The following is an 18,319-nucleotide window of genomic DNA, read 5'->3' as shown; positions in this document are numbered from 1 at the left end:
CCTGGATCGAAGGGGCGCCGGTGGTCTCGCCGTCGTCCCCCCGGGGTCCGGCGCCGATGCCGCGCGCAGGCGCGACCTCAGGGCAGAACCGACCGCGTCGGCGACGACGACGATACACCCGCCGTCTTGCACGCCGCGCGTCACGCGCGCACGTAGGCCAACGCCGGGGTCAGCCGGTAGGCGCTGCGCAGCTCGGCCAGGCCCGGCGGTTCGCCGTGGACCGTGAGCGCACCGTCCCCGGCCAGTTCGGCCAGCAACGCGAGCCCGGCGCTGTCGACGGCAGTGACCGTGGTCAGGTCGAGACGGCGGGCGCCGGCGCGCAGCGGCTGCACGCGCGGCCACAGCGCCGGCACCGTCACCGCCGACAACGCGCCGGCGAACGCCAGGGCATCGCCGTCGCGCCGGACCGAGGCTGCGGCGGGCGCGCTCATCGGCCGGTGTCGGCCTGGATCTGGCCGGCGCGCAGTTCGCGGGCGACCTGCTGGATCGACTTGCGCTGCAGCTCGGGGTCGAACTGCTCGCGGAACGTGCGCACGAACGACACGCCCTCGACCATGACGTCGAACACCTTCCAGGTGCCGCCGCTCTGGCGCATCAGGTAATCCACCGGGACCGGCTCGCCGCCGCTGCGCAGCAGCTCGCTGGACACACGCACGCCCAGGCCGCGCGGCAGGGGCGCCTCGGACTTGATGCGCACGCGCAGCTGGGTGTTGAAATCGAGCAGCGAGGAGCCGTAGCGGCGCATCAGGTTCTCGGCCAGCGCATCGCCGAATGCCTTGACGTCGGCGTCCGAGGCGCCGCGCCCATGCCGTCCGAGCACCTGCCGCGCGGCGTAGTCGCGGTCGAACATGGTGTCGAACTCGCCGGTGATGAAGCGCTGCAGCGCCGCGCGGTCACGGCTGAACTCGGCGCGCCGGGCCTCGATCGTCTTGAGCACACGTTCGCTGTTGGCCAGCACCAACTGGCTCGGGGAGCCGGCCTGGGCGTCGGCGGCCGGCGCGGCGGCCGGACGGGCCTGCGCGGACACGGTCGCGACCGGCAGGGCGAGTGCCGCGGCCAGCGCCAGCGGCAGCACACGGCGGATCAGGGGCATGCGGATCATGGGAGCACTCCTTCGTCACGGGGGGACGCGTCGGGGGACGCGGCGGCGGGCGGGTCGTCCGCCGGCGGCGCGGCATCGCCGCCACCGCTGAACATGTACTTGCCGACCATCTGGATCAGATCGACCGCCGGCGAGGTGAACGCGATCTCCTCGCCGGGCTGCAGCGATTCGAGGTCGCCGCCAGGCGACAGGCCGACGTAGCTCTCGCCCAGCAGGCCGCCGGTGAGGATCGCGGCCGAGGTGTCGGCCGGAATCTCGGCGTAGCGGTCCTCGATCGCCAGGGTCGCGATCGAATCGAACTTCACCGGGTCCAGGTCGATCCTGTCGACCCGGCCGATGGTCACGCCACCGATCTTCACCGGGGCGTTGGGGCGCAACTGGCCGAGATTGCTGAAACGCGCGGTGAGTTCGTATGTGCCGCCACGGCCGAAGCCGAACTTGCCGTTGGTCGAGGCGATCGCCAGCACCAGCAGCGAGCCGAGCGCCAGCAGCAGGAACGCGCCGACGGCGAACTCGAGACGGGGACCACGGGCGCTTGTCATGGGTGTCACCTTTGCAGCGGGCCGCCTGCGCGGCGGTGAAGGAAAAGACCGGACGCCGGATCGGGCATCAACGGAACAGGAATGCGGACATCACGAAGTTGAACATCAGCACCAGCAGCGAGGCGTTGACCACCGCCCGCGTGGTGGCGACCGAGGTGCCCTCGATCGTCGGCTCGGCATGGAAGCCCACATAGGAGGCGACCAGCGCCGCGGTGCCGCCGAATACCGCCGACTTCAGGAACGCGGTCAGAAAATCGCCGCGGAAGTCGACCGCATCCTGCATCGTCTGCCAGAACATGCCGTTGTCGATGCCCAGCACCTGGACCGCCTGGAACCAGCTCGCCGACAGCGCCAGGCTGCAAAAGAACGCAGTCAGCAGCGGCACGCAGATCACCGCCGCCCAGAACCGCGGCGCGACCGCCTTGGCGACCGGGTCGATCGCCATCAGGCCCAGCGCGGTGATCTGGTCGGTGGCCCGCATCAGACCCAGCTCGGCGGCGATCGAACTGCCGGCACGGCCCACGAACAGCAGCGCAGTCAGCACCGGCGCCAGTTCCCGGTACAGGCCCAGGCCGATCAGCACGCTGACCTGGTTGCTGGCGCCGTAGGTCTCCAGCGCGCGGTAACCCAGCAGCGTCAGCGACAGGCCGACGAAGGCGCCGCCCACGGCGATAATCGGCAACGAACGGCCGCCGATCTTGTAGACCTCGCGCAGCAACTCGGCGAAGAAGTCGGCAGTCGGCCGAGAGGCGCGCAGCACCGACAACGAGAACAGCCCGGCGCGGCCGAGCGAACGGATGGCGGCGGTCATCGGCGGCATCCCGAGCAGCGATGGCGGGCGGTACACGGGCGGATCGTGCGCGTCATGCCGCCTCCGTCCGGACGAGGTCGGCACGGTCGAACGCGATCGGCCCATCGGGCTCGCCGCGCAGGAACTGCCGCACCAGCGGGTCCTGAGAGGCCTCGAGCGCGGCCGGGGTGCCGGCGAACACGATCCGGCCATTGGCGATCACCACCGCGCGATCGGCGACCGGCAGCGTCTCGTGGACATGGTGGGTCACCACGATGCTGGTCAACCCCAGGCTGGCATTGAGCCGCGCGATCAGGCTCATGATCACGCCCGAGGCGATCGGATCCAGGCCGGTCAGCGGCTCGTCGTAGATCATCAGCGGCGGGTCGAGCGCCAGCGCGCGGGCCAACGCGACCCGCCGCGCCATGCCGCCCGACAGCTCGCGCGGATACAGATCGGCGGCCGCGCGCAGGCCTACCGCCTGCAGCTTCATGTCGACCAGTCGCGCGATCACCGGCTTGGGCAGGTCGGTGTGGATGCGCAGCGGCAGCGCGATGTTCTCGGCCGCCGTGAGATCGGTCAGCAGGCCGTTGCCCTGCAGCAGCACCCCGATGCCCTTGCGCATCTCCAACAGCGCGCGCTGGCGCTGCGGCACCGGACGCCCGAACACCTCGACCTTGCCGGCGGCGGGCACCAGCTCGCCGGTCAGCGCCGAGAGCAGCGTCGACTTGCCGCTCCCCGACGGGCCCAGCACCGCGGTCACGCTGCCGCGCGGCACCGTCAGGTCGATGTCCGCGAGCACGGTCCGGCCGCCGCGGTCGAGACGGACCCGGTCGAGACGGACGGCGATGTCGGGAGCGGGATCGAAGGACACGCAAGCAGCCGAAGTTAAAAACCCGTCAAGGTTGGCGGAATGCAACTGAACACAGGCGGAGTGACTGAACCGAATAGTACAGTAATTCGTGCCTCCCTGAACGCCTTGGCGGTGAGACGCAGCGCCTCGCGCGCCGCCCGATCGCCCGATGTGGGACGCGGTGCGCCCGTCACTGGCTGGGCCGGACGCGGGGTCGGATCGGGTGTCGTGCCGATGACCGATCCGGGCGCGCGTCACGCGCCTGGATCGACGATCGCTTCGTGGCCGGGCCGCACCGGCGTGGCGTCCGGGCGCCCCGCCATGTCCTGGTGCAGGATCCGGCGGATCTCCAGGACCGCCGGTGCGGTCTCCTGCACGCTGTGCCCGGACACGATGACCTTTTCCGACAGCGCGTTCGGCAAGTGCGCGCTGCGGTACGGCACCAGACCATCGTCGCTGTCGGCCAAGTCGCCCTCGGCGCTGCGCCGCGCGACGATCGAGTGCAGCCGCACCGCGGGCGAGATCGGCAACTGCGCCGCCGCGCGCACGAACGGATCGTCCTTGGACAGGTTGTCGATGCTGTTGGGCGAGCGCGTCGCGTCGCCGTCCGCATCGTGGCCGGCCAAGGCCTGGATCACGTCGCCGAAGCCCTCGAGCAAGGTCAGTGGCAATCGCACCAGGCCCGATATCCAACGCCCGAGCCGGGTCCCGGCGACCTCGGTGCCGCGGTGCGGCGCGGCGATGAACACCGCACGGCCGACCTGCGGCATCGGCTCGAAACGCAGCATCGGTTCGAGCCTGGGGCGGATCCGCGCCAGCCGCGCCGGTTCGATCTCGCGCGCCTCGACGACTGCGTCCCACAGTGCATCGCCTGACGACGACACCAGCAGCCGTGCGATCACCCCACCCATGCTGTGGCCGATCAGCACGATGTCGCGCGAAGCGGGGGCCTGTCCGTCGGGATCGACGTGCGCGAGCGCATCGATCACCAGGCGCCGGATCGCCGCCTGATTGAGCGCGATCGGCATGTTGGTCGGGTAATAGACCTGCCAGACCTGGTAGTTCCGGCGCAGCGCCTCGTCGCCCATGATTTCGTTGGCGACGTTGACCCACGCCTCAGGACTGCTGGCCAGGCCATGGATCATCAACACGATGCGCCGCTGCGGATCGTAGGGCTGCATCATGTACAGGTGCGGGCGCTCGATTCCGCGCTCGCGGCCCAGCAAGGTGCGCAGCGACTGCACGGCGAAGCCCGAGCGCGCCAGCCACAGCCCGTAACCGGCGCTGAAGTTCGCGGCCAGCGGCACCGGCTGGCCGCGCAGCACGACGGTGTCCTCGATGTAGGGGGCGTGCGCGCTGGCCAGCACCTCGCGCGTGGCCAGCACTTGGGCCGCATCCTCACCCGGAAAGCGGAACAGCAGGGTCAGGCTCGGCGAGGGCATCTCGCTCCACGCCGGCACGGCGGGGCCGTGCCCGGCGCGCGCTTGGGGCGCGGCCGCAGCGGCGGCGGCCACCGGGTCGTCCATCACTGCCACCATCTCAGCGCCGAACCCATCACGACGGTAGATGCTGCGCAGACCCTTGAACGACAGCGATGCGGCCGGCAGCAGTTCCTGCGGCATGTCCGTGCCGCCGGGCAGGCGCACCGGTCACGTCCATATGCAGCGTCCAGCCAGCGACCTCGATGCGGTCGGCCGCCGGCGCGCTGCGCAAGCGGGTATCGAACAGCTGCGTCGCCGCCGCCTGGACGGCATGGTTGTACCAGTCCCGGACCTGGGTCTGGCGATCTTCGAACGCACGCTCCCCCGGGGAGCGCGCGGTGTAGAACAGGTAGACGTAGGCATGGCGCGCGGCTTCGAACAGCGCCTGCAGCCGGGCGTCCGCGCTTGCCGGGTCGACCGGCTTTCCAGGCACCGGCGAGGCCAGCGCCAGGGCGTGCTGCAGCCACAGTTCCGACACCGCCGATTGCAAGCGCTCGTCCGCGATCCCCTCCACCCCCGGCAACGCGTCGATGCACGCGATCGACGGCTGCGCGCAGGCGGCGGTGTCGAGGCCGGCGACGCGGATCGTCTGCGCCGTGGCGGCGCTGAGACGACCGGTGGTCAGGATGTCGCCCCGTTGCAGCGCGATGGTCTCGCCGGGCGTCATCGGCTCGACGGCGACCGAGGGGCCGAACTCACGCAGGATCGCGCAGCCGCCGAGCAAGGCCACCAGCAGCGCGACGACGACCGCCCGCCGCAGCCGCCGGTACAGGCCGCCGGTCATGGCGCGGCGGCAGGCGCGCTCGGCACGCCTTCGCGGATTGCGCGCGGGAAGTCGGCCGCCGGCCCGTCGAAAGCGCGGGCGCGCGCGGTGATGCGCCCGGCCGCCCGCAGCGTGTCCAGGTCGTAGCCGGGCATCAGCCCGGCGTGGTCGTAGGCGTAGCCGTCGAAGTGCCCCGACAGCAGCAGCCGGTAGTCGAGTGGCAGCGCCGGCGCGATGCGCCGCGCGAGCGCGAACACGATGGTCGTGCAGTTGCTGGTCAGCGTGTTGTAGAAGCGGGGCTTGCGACGCAGCCGCGCCGCCTCGTCCAGATAGCCCAGGAACACCTCGCGCAGTTCCGCCGGCGGCACGTCGAGCCGGTACAGATACACGTCCTCGCCGCGGACATTGCTGCGCACGCGCACGATGTCGTGCTCGTCGGCCGCCACCAATACGGTCTCGAACTGGCGGAAGAAACCGCCGACCGCCGAGAACGACTCGTCGCGCTCTTTGCGGATCTCCAGCGAGAACACCAGCTGCCGGCCATCGTCGAAGCCGAACGAGATCAGCGTGTGGGCGATGTGCGGCCCCATCCAGTACGACAGGATCAGATCGGCCGACACCAGGTGATCGAGGTCGTAGGTGCGCGTCTCCCAGCGGACGGTGTAGTCCTGGTCGCTGCGCCAGTCGAAGTTGCGGACATTGCGCAGCGTGACCCGACTGCCATCGACATCGGCGTCGAGCAATCGCGCGACATCGTCCGCCCACAGGCGCGCGTGCGAGGGCATCAAGGTCTGCCACCAGCCGAGCAGCATCAGCAACGCGATCCCGCCGACGACCGGCGCGATACGACCCCGCGCCCGACGCGGCCGTGGCGGCAGGGACACCAGTACGGCCACCGCAACCGACAACCAGGCCGCGATCAATGGCCATCGCCAGGGCGCCGGCGCCTGGTACCCCAACGCGAACGCCCCCCACACGGCGACAGGCACGACCGCCAGCGCGGCCATGGCGGCACCGAGCCAGCGCCGGGCCGGGTTGCCGGATGTCGTTGGAGGGGGATCTGAACGGAAATCGGGCGCCATGGTCGCGGTTCGAGCCGGGCCTGCAATAGGCAGGACGCGTTCATCCTAGCAATATTTGAACCAGTAAGTACACTATTTAAGTCCGCCCTCAGAGCCCGCCCGCACGCGGCCCATGGCCGTCCGGCGTGTCGCCGGACGCATCTCACGGCATGCTGCGACCCTGAACCGCATGCGTGCCGGAGGCGGGACACTCACGCAATTTGAGCCAAATCACGACACCCCCGCCACACCCGGCGCGGAAGACTGGGCGCGTCACTTCCGACCGACCCAGGAGTTTTCCATGCGTCGTATCGTGCTTCCTCTTGCGGCCGTCGCCGCCCTCGCGCTGTCTGCGTGCAACAACCACGACACGCCCGCCACCGGCCCTGCGTCCACGACCGATCCGGCGACGGCGCCGCCGCCGATGGACTCGCAGACGCCACCGGCCAGCGACCCGATGATGCCGCCGCCGACCGACCCGACGCTGCCGACCAACGACCCGGTCGACCCCAGCATGCCGCCGCCGACCGATCCCACGATGCAGCCACCCACCGATCCGACGACCACGCCGCCGGCACCCCCGACGGGTCAGGACGGAACGACCGGCACCTGATCGTCGCGTTCCGATCGCGCTCCTCTGCCCGGTTCGACACGCGGCAGGCGCGACACGCGCTCCAACCGACATGCCGCCCGTGTGTTCACGGGCGGCTTTTTGTTGGCTTACTGGCGCATTCGGCTCGAAATCGAACATGCCATCCACCCGAGGGTGGCGGCATCGGCGCGACCAGGTGCTTCAGCGCGACGGGTTGCGCCGGGCCTCGTCACTGACGGTTCGACGCGCGCGGAACTCGCTGTCCTCGTTCCACTGCGGCCAGTCGCCCGTGTTGGCGAGCGCCGCCGCCAGGCGGTAGACCGTGCGCGTATCGGCTGTGGGGCCGGCCATGTCCCAGCTGTCGTCGAAGGCGTCGCCGGGCTGGTGATAGCGATGCGCGAAGTAGTCTGCGCGCGCCGCCTTGCCGCCTTCGACGCCGCCATCGAGCTGGTCCATGCCCGGACCGATCGTCAGCGCCGGCACCCCGGCCTGGGCGAACGCGAAATGGTCGGCGCGGTAGAACAGCCCCGCTTCGAGATTGGGATCGGACGACCAAGTGCGGCCGTCGATGGCCGCCGCCGCGGCCAGGTCGCGCTCGAGCGAGACGCGGCCGTTGCCCCAGGACGAGATGTCGCGGGTTTCGCCGTCCGGGCTCCACATTTCCATGTTCAGCACCGCGGCCGTGGTCTCGAGCGGACGCAGCGGATTGGCCGCGTAATAGGTCGCACCGAGCAGGCCGTTCTCCTCGGCCGTCAATGCGATGAACTGCAAGGTACGTGCCGGGCGCGGACCGGCGGCGAACACGCGCGCCAGTTCGATCAGCGACGCGATTGCGGTCGCGTTGTCGACCGCGCCGTTGATGATCGCATCGCCGCTGGCATCGGGCTCGCCGACACCGAAGCTGTCCCAGTGCCCCGACAGCACGACCGTCTCGTCGGGACGCGACGCGCCCGGCAGCACGCCGACCACGTTGTGGCTGGTCACGCGCTCGCGCTGCACGTCGAAGGCGATGTCCAGGCGCGCATCGCCGAGCGCGCTGCCGCGAAAGCCCGTCTGCTGCGCCCGGCGCTTTTCGGCCTCGAAATCGAGCCCGGCATCGGCGAACAGACGCACCGCGACCTCGCGCTGCATCCAGCCACGCATCGGCAGGTGATGGGTCTGGGCGTCGGCGCGGACGATGTCGTACTGCGGCCCGGCGCGACCGTTGCGCACCGTCGCCCACGGGTAGGACGCCGGCTCGGTCTCATGGACGATCAGCACGCCGGCCGCGCCGCGTCGCGCGGCCTCTTCGTACTTGTAGGTCCAGCGGCCGTACCAGGTCAGCGCGCGCCCGCCGAAGCGACCCGGCGCCTCGGCCTCGAAATCGGGATCGTTGATCAGGACCACGACCAGCTTGCCGGCGACGTCGAGACCCGCGTAGTCGTCCCAGTCGAGTTCCGGCGCGGTGATGCCGTAGCCGGCGAACACCACCGGCAGGTCGGACAGCGCCACGCGCGCGCCCGGCCGCAGGGTCTCGACCGCGATGTCCTCGCCATTGGCGAGCGCGCGCGTCTGGCCGCCGACATGCAGCCGCGCCTCGACCGGGCCGACGATCGCACTGCGCTCAAGGACGACCGCCTGGGTCCAGCCACCGTCGTCGCCGCCCGGCGACAGTCCGGCCTGCGCGAACTGTTCGGCGATATAGGCAATGGTCTTGCGCTCGCCCTCGGTCGTTGGCGCGCGCCCTTCGAAGGCATCCGAGGCAAGCACCGACAGGTGACGGGCGAGATTGTCGGCGACGATCCCGCCGCCCGGCACATCGGCCGTTGCGGCCGGAGCGGGGCCGCGATCGGTCCCGGCGGCGGCGGCGAATGCCGGCTCGCCGGCGAGCGACAGGGACAGCGCGGCGGACAGAAGAGCGACAGGGACAGCGCGGCGTGGCATCGGCGGATTCTTCCTCGCATGAATTCTCCCCATCATGCCGCAACTGGCCCGGGCCCCTGCCAGCGGCTAAAGTGGAAGATGGTCCCCCCGACAGGAGCACTGCATGTCACGACGCCTCCGCGTTTCGCTGCCCCGGCCCATGCTGGCCGCCTTGCTGGTGCCCGCGTTCGCACTGGCTGCCTGCGCACCTGCCCATGACGAGGGCTTCGAGGAAGAGCCGCCCGCAGCCGGCGTCGCCGATGCCGACACCGGGGCCGGCAGTGCGATCGAAACCGAAGCGGCGGCCGGCGAGCCGTCGGCCGAGGGCGCGATCGGCACCACGCCCTGCGACACCGAGGCGGTGCAGGCCATGATCGGCCAGCCCGGCAACGACGCGCTTTTCGACAAGGCTCAACAGGATGCCGGCGCCCGCACCCGTCGCGCGATCCGTCCTGGCGATGCGGTGACGATGGATTTCCGCGAAGACCGGCTGAACATCGATCTCGACGCCGAGGGCCGGATCACCGGATTCCGCTGCGGCTGATGTCGCGGCGGCCAAGGGGGCCCGGCACGCCGGTGCCAGGCCCCAGGCGCCTCATGTCGCGCCGTGCACGGCTGGGTGCGAGCCGCGATGGCGGAACCGGCGCGACAGCCAGTCGCCCAGGTCGTCGATGACCGTGAACGCGGCCGGGATCACGATCAGACTCAGCAGCGTCGAGGTGATCAAGCCGCCGATCACCGCGATCGCCATGGGCGCGCGGAAACTCGAATCGCCGGCAAAGCCCAACGCGATCGGCATCATGCCCGCGCCCATGGCCAATGTGGTCATGATGATCGGCTGGGCGCGCTTGCGGCAGGCGTCGACCAGCGCGTCGTGCTGGCTCATCCCCAACTCGTCCTCGGCGATCACCGCGTAGTCCACCAGCAGGATCGAGTTCTTGGTGGCGATGCCGATCAGCATCAGCAGGCCGATCAGCGCCGGCAGCGAGAGCATGTTCTGGGTCAGCAGCAGTGCGCCGAATGCACCGCCTGCGCTCAGTGGCACCGCCGCCAGGATCGTGACCGGCATCAAGGCGTGGTTGAACAGCAGCAACAGCACCATGTAGATGCACACAAGGCCGGCGGCCATCGCCAGCACGAAGCCCACGAACAGCTCGACGAACACCTCGGCATCGCCGCTGTTGAGGAAGCTCACGCCCGGCGGCAGCGTCTTGACGCTCGGCAACGCCTGCACCTGGGCCATGACATCGCCCATCGGACGCCCGTTGAGTTCGGCGGTCAGCGTTACGTTGCGCTGGCGCTGGTAGCGCGAGAGCTGCGACGGGCCGCTGCCGGGCCGGATCTCGGCGACCGCGGCCAGCGGCACCGGACCATCGCGACCGGGCACGCGCAACTGTCCGATCAACGCCGGGTCGGCGAGCACCGCCTCGGCGAAGCCGACCCGGATCGGCACCTGGCGGTCGGGCAGGTTGAGCTTGGCCAGGCGCTGCTCGTAGTCGCCGGCGGTGGCGATGCGGGCCGCTTCGGCGATGTCCGCCGTGGCCACGCCCAGGTCGGCGGCGCGCGCCGGCACGGGCACGATCTGCACTTCGGGTCGCAGCAGCGATGCACTGGAGGTGACGCTGCCCAGCCCTGGGATGCCGCGCAGGTCGCGCTCCAACGCGATCGCCGCCTCCTGCAGCCGCTGGGGGTCGTCGCCCGACAGCACCAGCTGCAGCAGGTTGCCCGGTTCGGAACTGACATAGCTCACGCGCACGCCCGGCAGGTCGGCCAGACGCTGCCGGGCCTCGCGTTCGAGGACCCGCTGGTCGCGATCGCGGGTATTGGCGGTGCCCCAGTCCAGCACCAGGACCGCCTTGCGCGACTCGCCGACGCCGGTCGCGCCGGGATCGCCGAGATCGAGCACCGCGCCCACCGCGGTATAGACCTGTCGAAGCTCGGGCATCTCGCCCAGCAGCCCGCGCGCGCGCTCGGCCATCGCCACGGTCTCCTGCAGGCGCGTGCCCGGCGGCAGCTCGAGGCTCAGGTTGCTGCGCCCCAGATCGGACTGCGGGATGAAGGTGGTCGGGATGAACGGCACCAGCGCCAGCGAGGCGACGAACAGGCCCGTCGCCAGCCACAGCGTGCGACCCCGGTGGCGCAGCGCCGCGTCCACCCAGCCCAGGTACCAGACCATCAGCCGGGAATCGGCCTTCTCCTCGCCGTGCGGCTTGAGTAGGTAGGCCGCCATCATCGGCGTGAGCAGGCGCGCCACCAGCAGCGAGAACAGCACCGCAGTGGCGGCGGTCCAGCCGAATTCCCGGAAGAACTTGCCGGCGATGCCGGGCATGAACGCCACCGGCACGAACACCGCGGCGAGCGTCAGCGAGGTGGCGATCACGGCATTGCCGATTTCGCCGGCGGCCTCGCGCGCCGCTTCCAGCGGCGGCTTGCCCATGCGCAGATGGCGCACGATGTTCTCGATCTCCACGATCGCGTCGTCGACCAGGATGCCCACCACCACCGACAACGCCAGCAACGTGATCAGATTCAGTGTGAATCCGAACGCATACATCACCGCGAAGGTCGGGATGATCGACAGCGGCAGCGCCAGCGCCGCCACCCAGGTCGCGCGCCAATCGCGCAGGAACAACCACACCACCAGCAGCGCCAGCAACGCGCCTTCGTAAAGCATGGTCATCGACGAGTCGTAGGACCGGTGGGTCTCGTCGATCGCGGTGGAAACCAGCCGGAAATCGACACCGGGGTGATCGGCTTTGAGGCGGTCGAGTGCGGCATGCACGCCCGCCTCGACCTTGACCTCGCTGGAGCCGCGCGTGCGCGACATCGAGAACGCGACCACGTCCTCGCCGTCGAGCAGCGCCGCCTCGGTCGGATCGGCGGCGGCGTCGGTGACCGTGGCCAGCGTCGACAGCCGGACCGCACGACCATCGGGCAATGCGACCGCGTAATCGCGCAACGCCTGCGCATCGGCGACGGTGCCCAGCGTCCGGATGGTCTGCTGCGCACCCGCGATCTCGGTCTTGCCGCCTGCGCGTTCGACCTGGATGCGGGCCAACTGCTGCGAGACATCGCCGGCCGTGATGCCCATGGACATCAACGCTCTGGGGTCGAGATCCACCCGGATCTGCCGCTGCACGCCGCCCACGCGGGTGACCCGGGCCACGCCCGGCACGCCGTACATCGCCCGGGCGATGTCGCGGTCGACGAACCAGCTGGCCTCGTCGGCGGTCATGTGCGGCGCGACCAACGCATAGGTCATCAGCGAACCGCCGATGTCGACCTTCGAGATCACCGGCTCCTGGATGTCCTGCGGCAGGTCGGTGCGGATACGGGTGATCGCATCGCGGGTGTCGTCCAGCGCCGTGGCCAGGTCGGCCTCGAGCTGGAATTCGATCGTCGTGGTGCTCACGCCCTCACTGACCGACGATATCACCCGCTTGACGTTGCTGACCGTGGCCACCGAGTCCTCGACCTTGCGAGTGACCTCGGCCTCGAGTTGACTCGGCGAGGCGCCGGGCTGGCTCACGGTCACCGTGGTCATCGGAAACGCGATGTCGGGGAAGCGCGCCACCGGCAACTGGTGGAACCCCCACAGGCCGGCCACGCACAACACGAAGAAGATCAGCAGTGCCGGCAACGGGCGCTTGATGGCCCAGGCGGAGATGTTCATCGCGCAGCCGCCCCGGTGTCGCCAACCACCCGTACGCGGTCGCCCTCACCGAGGAAGCCGGCACCGTCGAGCACGACACGGTCGCCGGCGGCCAGGCCATCGACGATCGCGGTCCGGCCGGCGACAGTCTGGCCCGTGCGCACGCGGCGTCGGGTGGCCCGCTGCTGGTCGTCGATGCCGAACACATAGCTGTGACCATCGCGCTGCACGATCGACGCGGTGGGCACAGTCAGCACCTGGCCTTCACCGGTGACGATACGGCCATCGACAAACACGCCGGCCTTCAACGGGCCGGGCGCCGGCAGGTCCGCATAGACCGTGCCGGTGCGCGTTTGCCCGTCCACACCGGGACTGACCGCGCGAATGCGGCCCTCGATCGTCTGGTCCGCGTACTGCAGCACCACGGCATTGCCGACGACGACGTCGGCCAGCTGCGCCTCCGGCAGCTCGGCCCGCCATTCCAGGCGACCGTCGCGGATCAGACGCAACAACTCGGTGCCGGCCGCGACCACCTGCCCGGGTTGCACCAGGCGCTTGGAGATCATGCCGTCGGCGGGCGCGCGCAGGTCCGCAAAATCGCGGCGCAACTGCGCCGCGTCGCGCGCCGCCCGCGCCGTCGCGGTCTGCGCTTCGGCATTCAGTCGCGCGGCACGCAGTTCGTCCAGATTGCCGGCACTGATCAGCTGCTGCGCCGCCAGGGTCTCGCTGCGCGCGTAGTTCATCTGCGCCAGCGCCTGCGCAGCGTGCGCCTGGCGCAGCGACGCATCGGCCTGGGCCAGTTCGCTGTCCAGACTGCGGTGATCGAGCCGCAGCAGCACCTGGCCTTTCTTCACCCACTGGCCGACGTCGACCTCCAGCGCGGTGACACGTTGCCCGCTCAGTTCCACGCCCAGCTGCATGTCCTCGTACGCGCTGACCGGTCCGGACACCAGGACCGTGCGCGCCATGGTCTGGCGCTCCACGAGCGCCAGCGACACCGGCAGCGCCGAGGTCTCGGCGGTCGCGTCGGCGGTGGGCCCGTCGGCGTCGCCACAAGCCGAGAGCGCTGCGACGAGCAGCAGACAGCAACAACGCAATAGTCGATCACGCATGGCGAGGGTCCCGGACCGCGGTAGCGGGGATGGAGGAGGAAGGAAAAGAGAGACGGTGAGATCAGCCGTCGCGGGCGATCCGCTGCGCGATGCCGTCGAGCATCAGGCCAAGTCCTTGCTCGAAGCGCGCGTCGAAATCGACCGCGTTCCAGGCGTCGCGGGCCTGCCAGCAGTGTGGGAACCGCGCCTCGGCCAAGGCGAGAAACGTCGCACCCAGCGCCTGCATGCTGCCGTCGCCGGGCCACGACTGTTCCTCGATGACGAAGCCCATCGTGTAGTAGACCAAGTCCATCGACGTGGTCGCGGCGAACGTCGCCGGCGCCCCGGCACCCACCAGCGCCGCGATGCTCGCCTCGCCCACGCGCAGCATGTTCTCGGTGGCCAGGAACGTGCCCACATAGACCCGGGCCCCGTCACGGCGCGCCTTGAACGCCGCCCGGAACTCGTGGGCGATCTGCAGCAGCGTTTGCCGCCAGGGCTGGCCGTCGGGCACGTTCCGCGCGACGTCGGCGAGCATCGCATCGGCCATCGCATCGAGCAGCGCCTGCTTGCTGCAGAAGTGCCAGTACAGCGACGGCGCCCGGATGCCCAGTGCACACGCCACCTTGCGCAGCGTGAGGCCTTCGAGGCCGGCGTCGTCGAGGACCTCGAATGCGGCTTGGATGATGGTGTCCCTGGCAATGGGCGTACGCACGCGACGAGGCGACCTAACTTTGTTAGGGAGAGAATCTAACAGCGTTAGTTTGACGCAGCAAGCATCGCAAACCCCGCCCATGCGGCGGTCTGCTCGATCTTCTGACCGATGGAGGCGTGGCGCCTAGCGGCCGGCTCGCGAGGCCTCGAGCATGCGGCGACCGGCCTGGCCGTCGTAGGGCATGCGCCCGAGCCGACGCTGCTCGGCCTGGATCGCGCGCGGTGGCGGTCCAGGTCATGCCGTCGACCTCGCCGAAGTGGTGTCCGTGCGCGGAGCAGGGTCTGCAGCGCGCGGGGCGTCGGCGCGCGGTCAGCGCTCGTCGCGTCTGCCGAACTCGACCGGTTGGGCGTCGGACTTACTGCGCCAGACCCCTTCGCGGTAACGCTCGCAGTCGCGCGACACCGGCTCGCCCGGCTGGTCGGGCCGGCTGACGCATAGCGGATTGTTGTCGACCGCGGCATTGGTATCGCGGTACTCCATCGTGCCGCAGGCGGCGAGCGGCAAGGCCGCTGCCAGGCTCCACAAGCTGCGCATGGATGCAAATTCCGTCGCGTGACGGCCTCGACAATGTCAGGGACACGCCGCCTGCGCAAGGCCGGCCCGGCTGACCAGGCGATGCGCAGCGCCGCGGGTCTCCCAGCCGGTATCGACGCGGCCACGTCGTGGCGATGGGATGCGCTCGACTGCGCCCGCGATGCCGGCGAGCCGTCCGCCTAGGGTCGGCCCGGGGATGCCTGCGCGATCGTCGCGCGCGACGCTGGCGCTCCCCTCTGATGACGGGAGCGCAAGGTGAACACGATCCAATCGACGACGTCGTCCGGACTTGCCGCCGAGGCCCGCCCCGGGCCGGATGAGACCGGGCGGCATCACACGGTCGAACGTGGCGACACGCTGTCGGCCATCGCCCGGCGCTACGGGACCGATATCGCCGGTTTGCTGGCCGCCAATCCCCAGATCCGGAACCCCGACGTGCTGTATCCCGGCGACACGGTCGTCGTGCCAGCAGGGCAAGGCGCCGTGGACGTGCGTGCTGGCGACACGCTGTCCGGCATCGCCGCCGCACATGGCACCACGGTGCGCGCCCTGCTCGACGCCAATCCGCAGATCCGAAATCCCGACCTGATCCACGCCGGCCAGTCGATCGCGCTGCCGGGCGACCGGGGCGCGGCGCCCGTGCCCGGGCAGCCCGCTCCGCCGACCGCCGTCGACACCCCCTCCACGCCGCCCGCCGATGCCGGCGACCATCGTCTGGGCCAGTTGTCGGAGCAATACGAGACCGGCGGCCGCGGCCCCGGCACGGTGTCGAGCGGCGTCGGCGATCCGGGGGGCGTGTCCTACGGCAGCTACCAACTGGCGACCAATCGCGGCCGTCCGCAAGAGTTCCTGGCCGAGGAAGGCAGCCGGTGGGCAGGCGCGTTCGGCGGCGCCGCTCCGGGAACACCAGCCTTCAGCGCGACCTAGCGCGAGATCGCCGCGCGCGAGCCGGCGGCATTCGCCGACGCACAGCATGCCTACATCCAGCGCACGCACTACGACGTACAGACCGAACACGTGCGGACTAACACCGGTCTCGACGTCTCCGACCGCTCGGCGGCGGTGCAGGACGCGGTCTGGTCCACGGCGGTCCAACATGGGCCGGCGACGAATGCGATCACCCGCGCCGTGCGCGACGTCGAAGCGCGCGGGCTGTCGCCCGACGACGGTGTCGCATACGACCGCGCGCTGATCGATGCGATCTACGACGAGCGCGGCCGCCGCAACGCCGACGGCGCGCTGGTGTACTTCACCAGTGCACCGGCGTCCACGCAACGCAGCGTGGCCGAGCGGTTCGAGAACGAACGCGCGGACGCGCTGGCGATGCTCGACCCACCGTGATGCGCCGATGATGGCGGCCCGGGTATCGTGCGCCGCAACCACGGACGATGGAGCCGACCCCATGCAGCGCATTTCCACGCCTCGTGCCAGCCGCCTGATCGGCGTCACTTGCCTGGCCCTCGCCCTGTCGGCCTGCTCGCAGGCTGCAGCGCCGCCGGACGAGGGGTCGTCCGGCGCAGCACCATCGCGCGGCGCGGCGCATGACGCCGGCCAGCCGGCCTCCGAGCATCCCGAACGCGCAGGGCGCTATGTCCTGCGGGGCGCGCACGCAGCCGACCTGGAGTTGGCGCCTGCGGCCGCCGGTGCGCACTGGGAGGTGGTGCTGCGCGGCGGCGGCGCAGCCGCCGATGGCGCGGCCGTGGCGGCCGATTGCGAACTCCATGCCCGCGGCCCGCTGCGCGACGACCGCATCGATGCCGACGTCGTGCCGTTCGAGGGCGAACTGATGTCGGTGACTGCCGCCGACCTCAAGCGCGCACATGCATCGGTGACGGTCCGCTTCGACGGGCCCAGCGTCGTCGTCCAGACCGACGCCGCGCTGTGCGGCAACGGCGCGGACTTCAACGGGCGCTACCAACGCAGCCAGCAATTGCAGCACGCTGGGTGACCCAAGCCGGTGTCGCCATGCGCGCACTTGAAGGCCACACGCATCGGCGAGAGCGAACGCTAACGGCCGGCCTGCAAGGCCTCGAGAATACGGCGACCCGCCCGGCCGTCGTCGGGCGTGAGCCCAAGCCGGCGCTGCTCGGCCTGGATCGCACGCCGGGTGGCGGTCCCGATCATGCCGTCCACCTCGCCGATGTCGTGCCCGCGCGCAGCGAGCAGGGTCTGCAGCGCGCGACGGTCGGCGCGCGACAGCCCAGGATCATCGGTCGGCCACGGCGTCGCCAGGCCCGTCCCGCCGCGCAGCCGGTCGGCGAGCAAGGCGATCGCCAGTGCGTAGCTCTCGGCGGCGTTGTACGAGTAGATCGCATCGTAGTTACGCAACACCAGAAACGCCGGGCCCGACGCGCCGGTCGGTGCGATCACCGCCGCGCGTGTGTCGCCGGCCGGCAACGCGCCGCCGTCGACGCGGGTCACGCCGCGCGCGGCCCACTCGGACACCGGCCGGCGGTTCGTGCGCCCGGCCTGCGCGATCGCGAAGCCCGACGGCAACCGGACCTCATAGCCCCAGGGCTGGCCGCGGCGCCAGCCGGCGCGCGCGAGATAGTGCGCGGTCGAGGCCAGGGCGTCGGGAATGCTGTCGACGAGATCGCGGCGGCCGTCGCCATCGAAATCCACCGCGATGCGCGCGTAGGTGCTGGGCATGAACTGCGTGTGGCCGAAGGCACCGGCCCAGGAACCGGTCAGGCCCGGATCGCGCAGATCGCCGTCGTGCAGCAGCTTGAGCAGCGCCAGGAATTCGCCGCGGAAGAACGGCTGTCGACGACCGTTGCAGGCCAGCGTCGCCAGCGACACGCGCAGCGGCCGCTTGCCCGAGATGCGCCCGTAGTCGCTCTCCACGCCCCAGACCGCAACCACGGTCTCGGCATCGACGCCGTACTGCGCCGCAACTCGCGCCAGCAGGTCGCGGTGCTCGGCCAACATCGCGCGGCCATCCTCGACGCGCTGCGCATCCACCAGCCCGGCCAGGTAATCCCACAGCGGCGTGGTGAATTCGGGTTGCGCGTCGAGCAGCGGCAAGACGCTCATGTCCGGCTGCAGGTCGGACGTCAACCGGTCGAAGGCATCGCCGGGAATACCGCGCTTGGCCGCATCACCACGGATGCCGGCCAGGCACTGGGCGAACGCGGCCGGATCGGCCGGCGGTGGCGGCGGCGTGGCCGCCGACACCGTGCCGGCCGCGCCCAGCAGCGCGAAGGTCGTGAGGGTACGCAGACGGATCTTCATCGCATGGAAC

The 18,319-nt window shown here is 70.6% G+C and carries 15 protein-coding genes and 2 pseudogenes; 4 read left to right on the top strand and 13 right to left on the bottom strand.

Features of this window, described 5'->3' with window-relative positions; translation table 11 throughout:
* Positions 1 to 140 precede the first annotated feature (140 nt).
* The 7 genes and pseudogenes from ABE487_RS10285 to ABE487_RS10255 form a co-directional block, all read right to left on the bottom strand.
* Positions 141 to 431: an STAS domain-containing protein gene (locus tag ABE487_RS10285; RefSeq protein ID WP_346452043.1), complete on the bottom strand. Its 291-nt coding sequence runs from the start codon at positions 429 to 431 to the stop codon at positions 141 to 143.
* Positions 428 to 1,093, bottom strand: coding sequence for an ABC transporter substrate-binding protein (locus tag ABE487_RS10280; RefSeq protein WP_346448559.1), 666 nt, complete (start codon positions 1,091 to 1,093; stop codon positions 428 to 430). Before ABE487_RS10280 ends, ABE487_RS10285 begins: the two co-directional genes overlap by 4 nt.
* A gap of 5 nt (positions 1,094 to 1,098) precedes the next feature.
* Positions 1,099 to 1,644 (bottom strand): outer membrane lipid asymmetry maintenance protein MlaD, encoded by a 546-nt coding sequence (mlaD, locus tag ABE487_RS10275; RefSeq protein ID WP_346441925.1) that lies wholly within the window; start codon positions 1,642 to 1,644, stop codon positions 1,099 to 1,101.
* 67 nt (positions 1,645 to 1,711) lie between these two features.
* Positions 1,712 to 2,455 carry an MlaE family lipid ABC transporter permease subunit gene (locus ABE487_RS10270; RefSeq protein WP_346441926.1) on the bottom strand — a complete coding sequence of 248 codons (744 nt, stop codon included), beginning with the start codon at positions 2,453 to 2,455 and terminating at the stop codon, positions 1,712 to 1,714.
* Between the two features lie 52 nt (positions 2,456 to 2,507).
* Complete coding sequence (locus tag ABE487_RS10265) at positions 2,508 to 3,284, bottom strand: ATP-binding cassette domain-containing protein (RefSeq protein WP_346452061.1); 777 nt, start codon at positions 3,282 to 3,284, stop codon at positions 2,508 to 2,510.
* Positions 3,285 to 3,541: 257 nt separating this feature from the next.
* Positions 3,542 to 5,552, bottom strand: a pseudogene (locus ABE487_RS10260) (alpha/beta fold hydrolase).
* Positions 5,549 to 6,538, bottom strand: a complete 990-nt coding sequence (locus tag ABE487_RS10255) for a DUF4105 domain-containing protein (RefSeq protein ID WP_346452042.1) — start codon at positions 6,536 to 6,538, stop codon at positions 5,549 to 5,551. Before ABE487_RS10255 ends, ABE487_RS10260 begins: the two are co-directional and overlap by 4 nt.
* A 355-nt stretch (positions 6,539 to 6,893) precedes the next feature.
* Here ABE487_RS10255 and ABE487_RS10250 point away from each other — a divergent pair, with 355 nt between their 5' ends.
* The gene (locus tag ABE487_RS10250) at positions 6,894 to 7,205 is read left to right on the top strand and encodes a hypothetical protein (protein WP_346448522.1); all 312 of its coding nucleotides are present in this window, start codon (positions 6,894 to 6,896) and stop codon (positions 7,203 to 7,205) included.
* Positions 7,206 to 7,385: 180 nt separating this feature from the next.
* On the opposite strand, the gene ABE487_RS10245 is transcribed toward ABE487_RS10250, so the two are convergent.
* Positions 7,386 to 9,107, bottom strand: coding sequence for a M28 family metallopeptidase (locus tag ABE487_RS10245; RefSeq protein WP_346452041.1), 1,722 nt, complete (start codon positions 9,105 to 9,107; stop codon positions 7,386 to 7,388).
* Between the two features lie 103 nt (positions 9,108 to 9,210).
* Between ABE487_RS10245 and ABE487_RS10240 the strand changes: the two genes are divergently transcribed.
* The gene (locus ABE487_RS10240; protein WP_346441931.1) at positions 9,211 to 9,630 is read left to right on the top strand and encodes an I78 family peptidase inhibitor; all 420 of its coding nucleotides are present in this window, start codon (positions 9,211 to 9,213) and stop codon (positions 9,628 to 9,630) included.
* Between the two features lie 51 nt (positions 9,631 to 9,681).
* Here the strand turns inward: ABE487_RS10240 and ABE487_RS10235 are convergent, their stop codons facing one another.
* The 4 genes from ABE487_RS10235 to ABE487_RS10220 all read right to left on the bottom strand — a co-directional run bounded on the left by ABE487_RS10235 (position 9,682) and on the right by ABE487_RS10220 (position 15,078).
* Complete coding sequence (locus ABE487_RS10235) at positions 9,682 to 12,759, bottom strand: efflux RND transporter permease subunit (RefSeq protein WP_346441933.1); 3,078 nt, start codon at positions 12,757 to 12,759, stop codon at positions 9,682 to 9,684.
* Entirely contained in the window at positions 12,756 to 13,850 is a 1,095-nt protein-coding gene (locus ABE487_RS10230; RefSeq protein WP_346452040.1) for an efflux RND transporter periplasmic adaptor subunit, read from the bottom strand. The genes ABE487_RS10235 and ABE487_RS10230 overlap by 4 nt, the downstream gene beginning before the upstream one ends.
* Positions 13,851 to 13,911: 61 nt before the next feature.
* Entirely contained in the window at positions 13,912 to 14,544 is a 633-nt protein-coding gene (locus ABE487_RS10225) for a TetR/AcrR family transcriptional regulator C-terminal domain-containing protein (protein ID WP_346441935.1), read from the bottom strand.
* A gap of 309 nt (positions 14,545 to 14,853) precedes the next feature.
* Positions 14,854 to 15,078, bottom strand: a complete 225-nt coding sequence (locus tag ABE487_RS10220) for a hypothetical protein (protein ID WP_346441937.1) — start codon at positions 15,076 to 15,078, stop codon at positions 14,854 to 14,856.
* 255 nt (positions 15,079 to 15,333) lie between these two features.
* Between ABE487_RS10220 and ABE487_RS10215 the strand changes: the two are divergent.
* Positions 15,334 to 16,419 (top strand): annotated as a pseudogene (locus ABE487_RS10215) (LysM peptidoglycan-binding domain-containing protein).
* 61 nt (positions 16,420 to 16,480) lie between these two features.
* Positions 16,481 to 17,026, top strand: coding sequence for a hypothetical protein (locus tag ABE487_RS10210; protein ID WP_346452039.1), 546 nt, complete (start codon positions 16,481 to 16,483; stop codon positions 17,024 to 17,026).
* A gap of 59 nt (positions 17,027 to 17,085) precedes the next feature.
* Here the strand turns inward: ABE487_RS10210 and ABE487_RS10205 are convergent, their stop codons facing one another.
* The gene (locus ABE487_RS10205) at positions 17,086 to 18,309 is read right to left on the bottom strand and encodes a lytic murein transglycosylase (protein WP_346441941.1); all 1,224 of its coding nucleotides are present in this window, start codon (positions 18,307 to 18,309) and stop codon (positions 17,086 to 17,088) included.
* Between the last annotated feature and the right edge of the window lie 10 nt (positions 18,310 to 18,319).

This window comes from Luteimonas sp. TWI596, from assembly GCF_039674105.1.
In the GTDB taxonomy this organism is placed as follows: Bacteria; Pseudomonadota; Gammaproteobacteria; order Xanthomonadales; family Xanthomonadaceae; genus Luteimonas.
The sequence above is the reverse complement of the archived record's forward strand: the minus strand, read 5'-3'. Positions and strand labels throughout refer to the sequence as shown.

Coding starts and splice junctions, on each gene's coding strand:
- ABE487_RS10220 (WP_346441937.1), bottom strand. CDS start 15,078: ATGCGCAGCTTGTGGAGCCTGGCAGCGGCCTTGCCGCTCGCCGCCTGC.
- ABE487_RS10205 (WP_346441941.1), bottom strand. CDS start 18,309: ATGAAGATCCGTCTGCGTACCCTCACGACCTTCGCGCTGCTGGGCGCG.
- ABE487_RS10230 (WP_346452040.1), bottom strand. CDS start 13,850: ATGCGTGATCGACTATTGCGTTGTTGCTGTCTGCTGCTCGTCGCAGCG.
- ABE487_RS10210 (WP_346452039.1), top strand. CDS start 16,481: ATGCAGCGCATTTCCACGCCTCGTGCCAGCCGCCTGATCGGCGTCACT.
- ABE487_RS10280 (WP_346448559.1), bottom strand. CDS start 1,093: ATGCCCCTGATCCGCCGTGTGCTGCCGCTGGCGCTGGCCGCGGCACTC.
- ABE487_RS10235 (WP_346441933.1), bottom strand. CDS start 12,759: ATGAACATCTCCGCCTGGGCCATCAAGCGCCCGTTGCCGGCACTGCTG.
- ABE487_RS10270 (WP_346441926.1), bottom strand. CDS start 2,455: ATGACCGCCGCCATCCGTTCGCTCGGCCGCGCCGGGCTGTTCTCGTTG.
- ABE487_RS10240 (WP_346441931.1), top strand. CDS start 9,211: ATGTCACGACGCCTCCGCGTTTCGCTGCCCCGGCCCATGCTGGCCGCC.
- ABE487_RS10255 (WP_346452042.1), bottom strand. CDS start 6,538: ATGGCCGCGCTGGCGGTCGTGCCTGTCGCCGTGTGGGGGGCGTTCGCG.
- ABE487_RS10245 (WP_346452041.1), bottom strand. CDS start 9,107: ATGCCACGCCGCGCTGTCCCTGTCGCTCTTCTGTCCGCCGCGCTGTCC.
- ABE487_RS10285 (WP_346452043.1), bottom strand. CDS start 431: ATGAGCGCGCCCGCCGCAGCCTCGGTCCGGCGCGACGGCGATGCCCTG.
- ABE487_RS10250 (WP_346448522.1), top strand. CDS start 6,894: ATGCGTCGTATCGTGCTTCCTCTTGCGGCCGTCGCCGCCCTCGCGCTG.
- mlaD (WP_346441925.1), bottom strand. CDS start 1,644: ATGACAAGCGCCCGTGGTCCCCGTCTCGAGTTCGCCGTCGGCGCGTTC.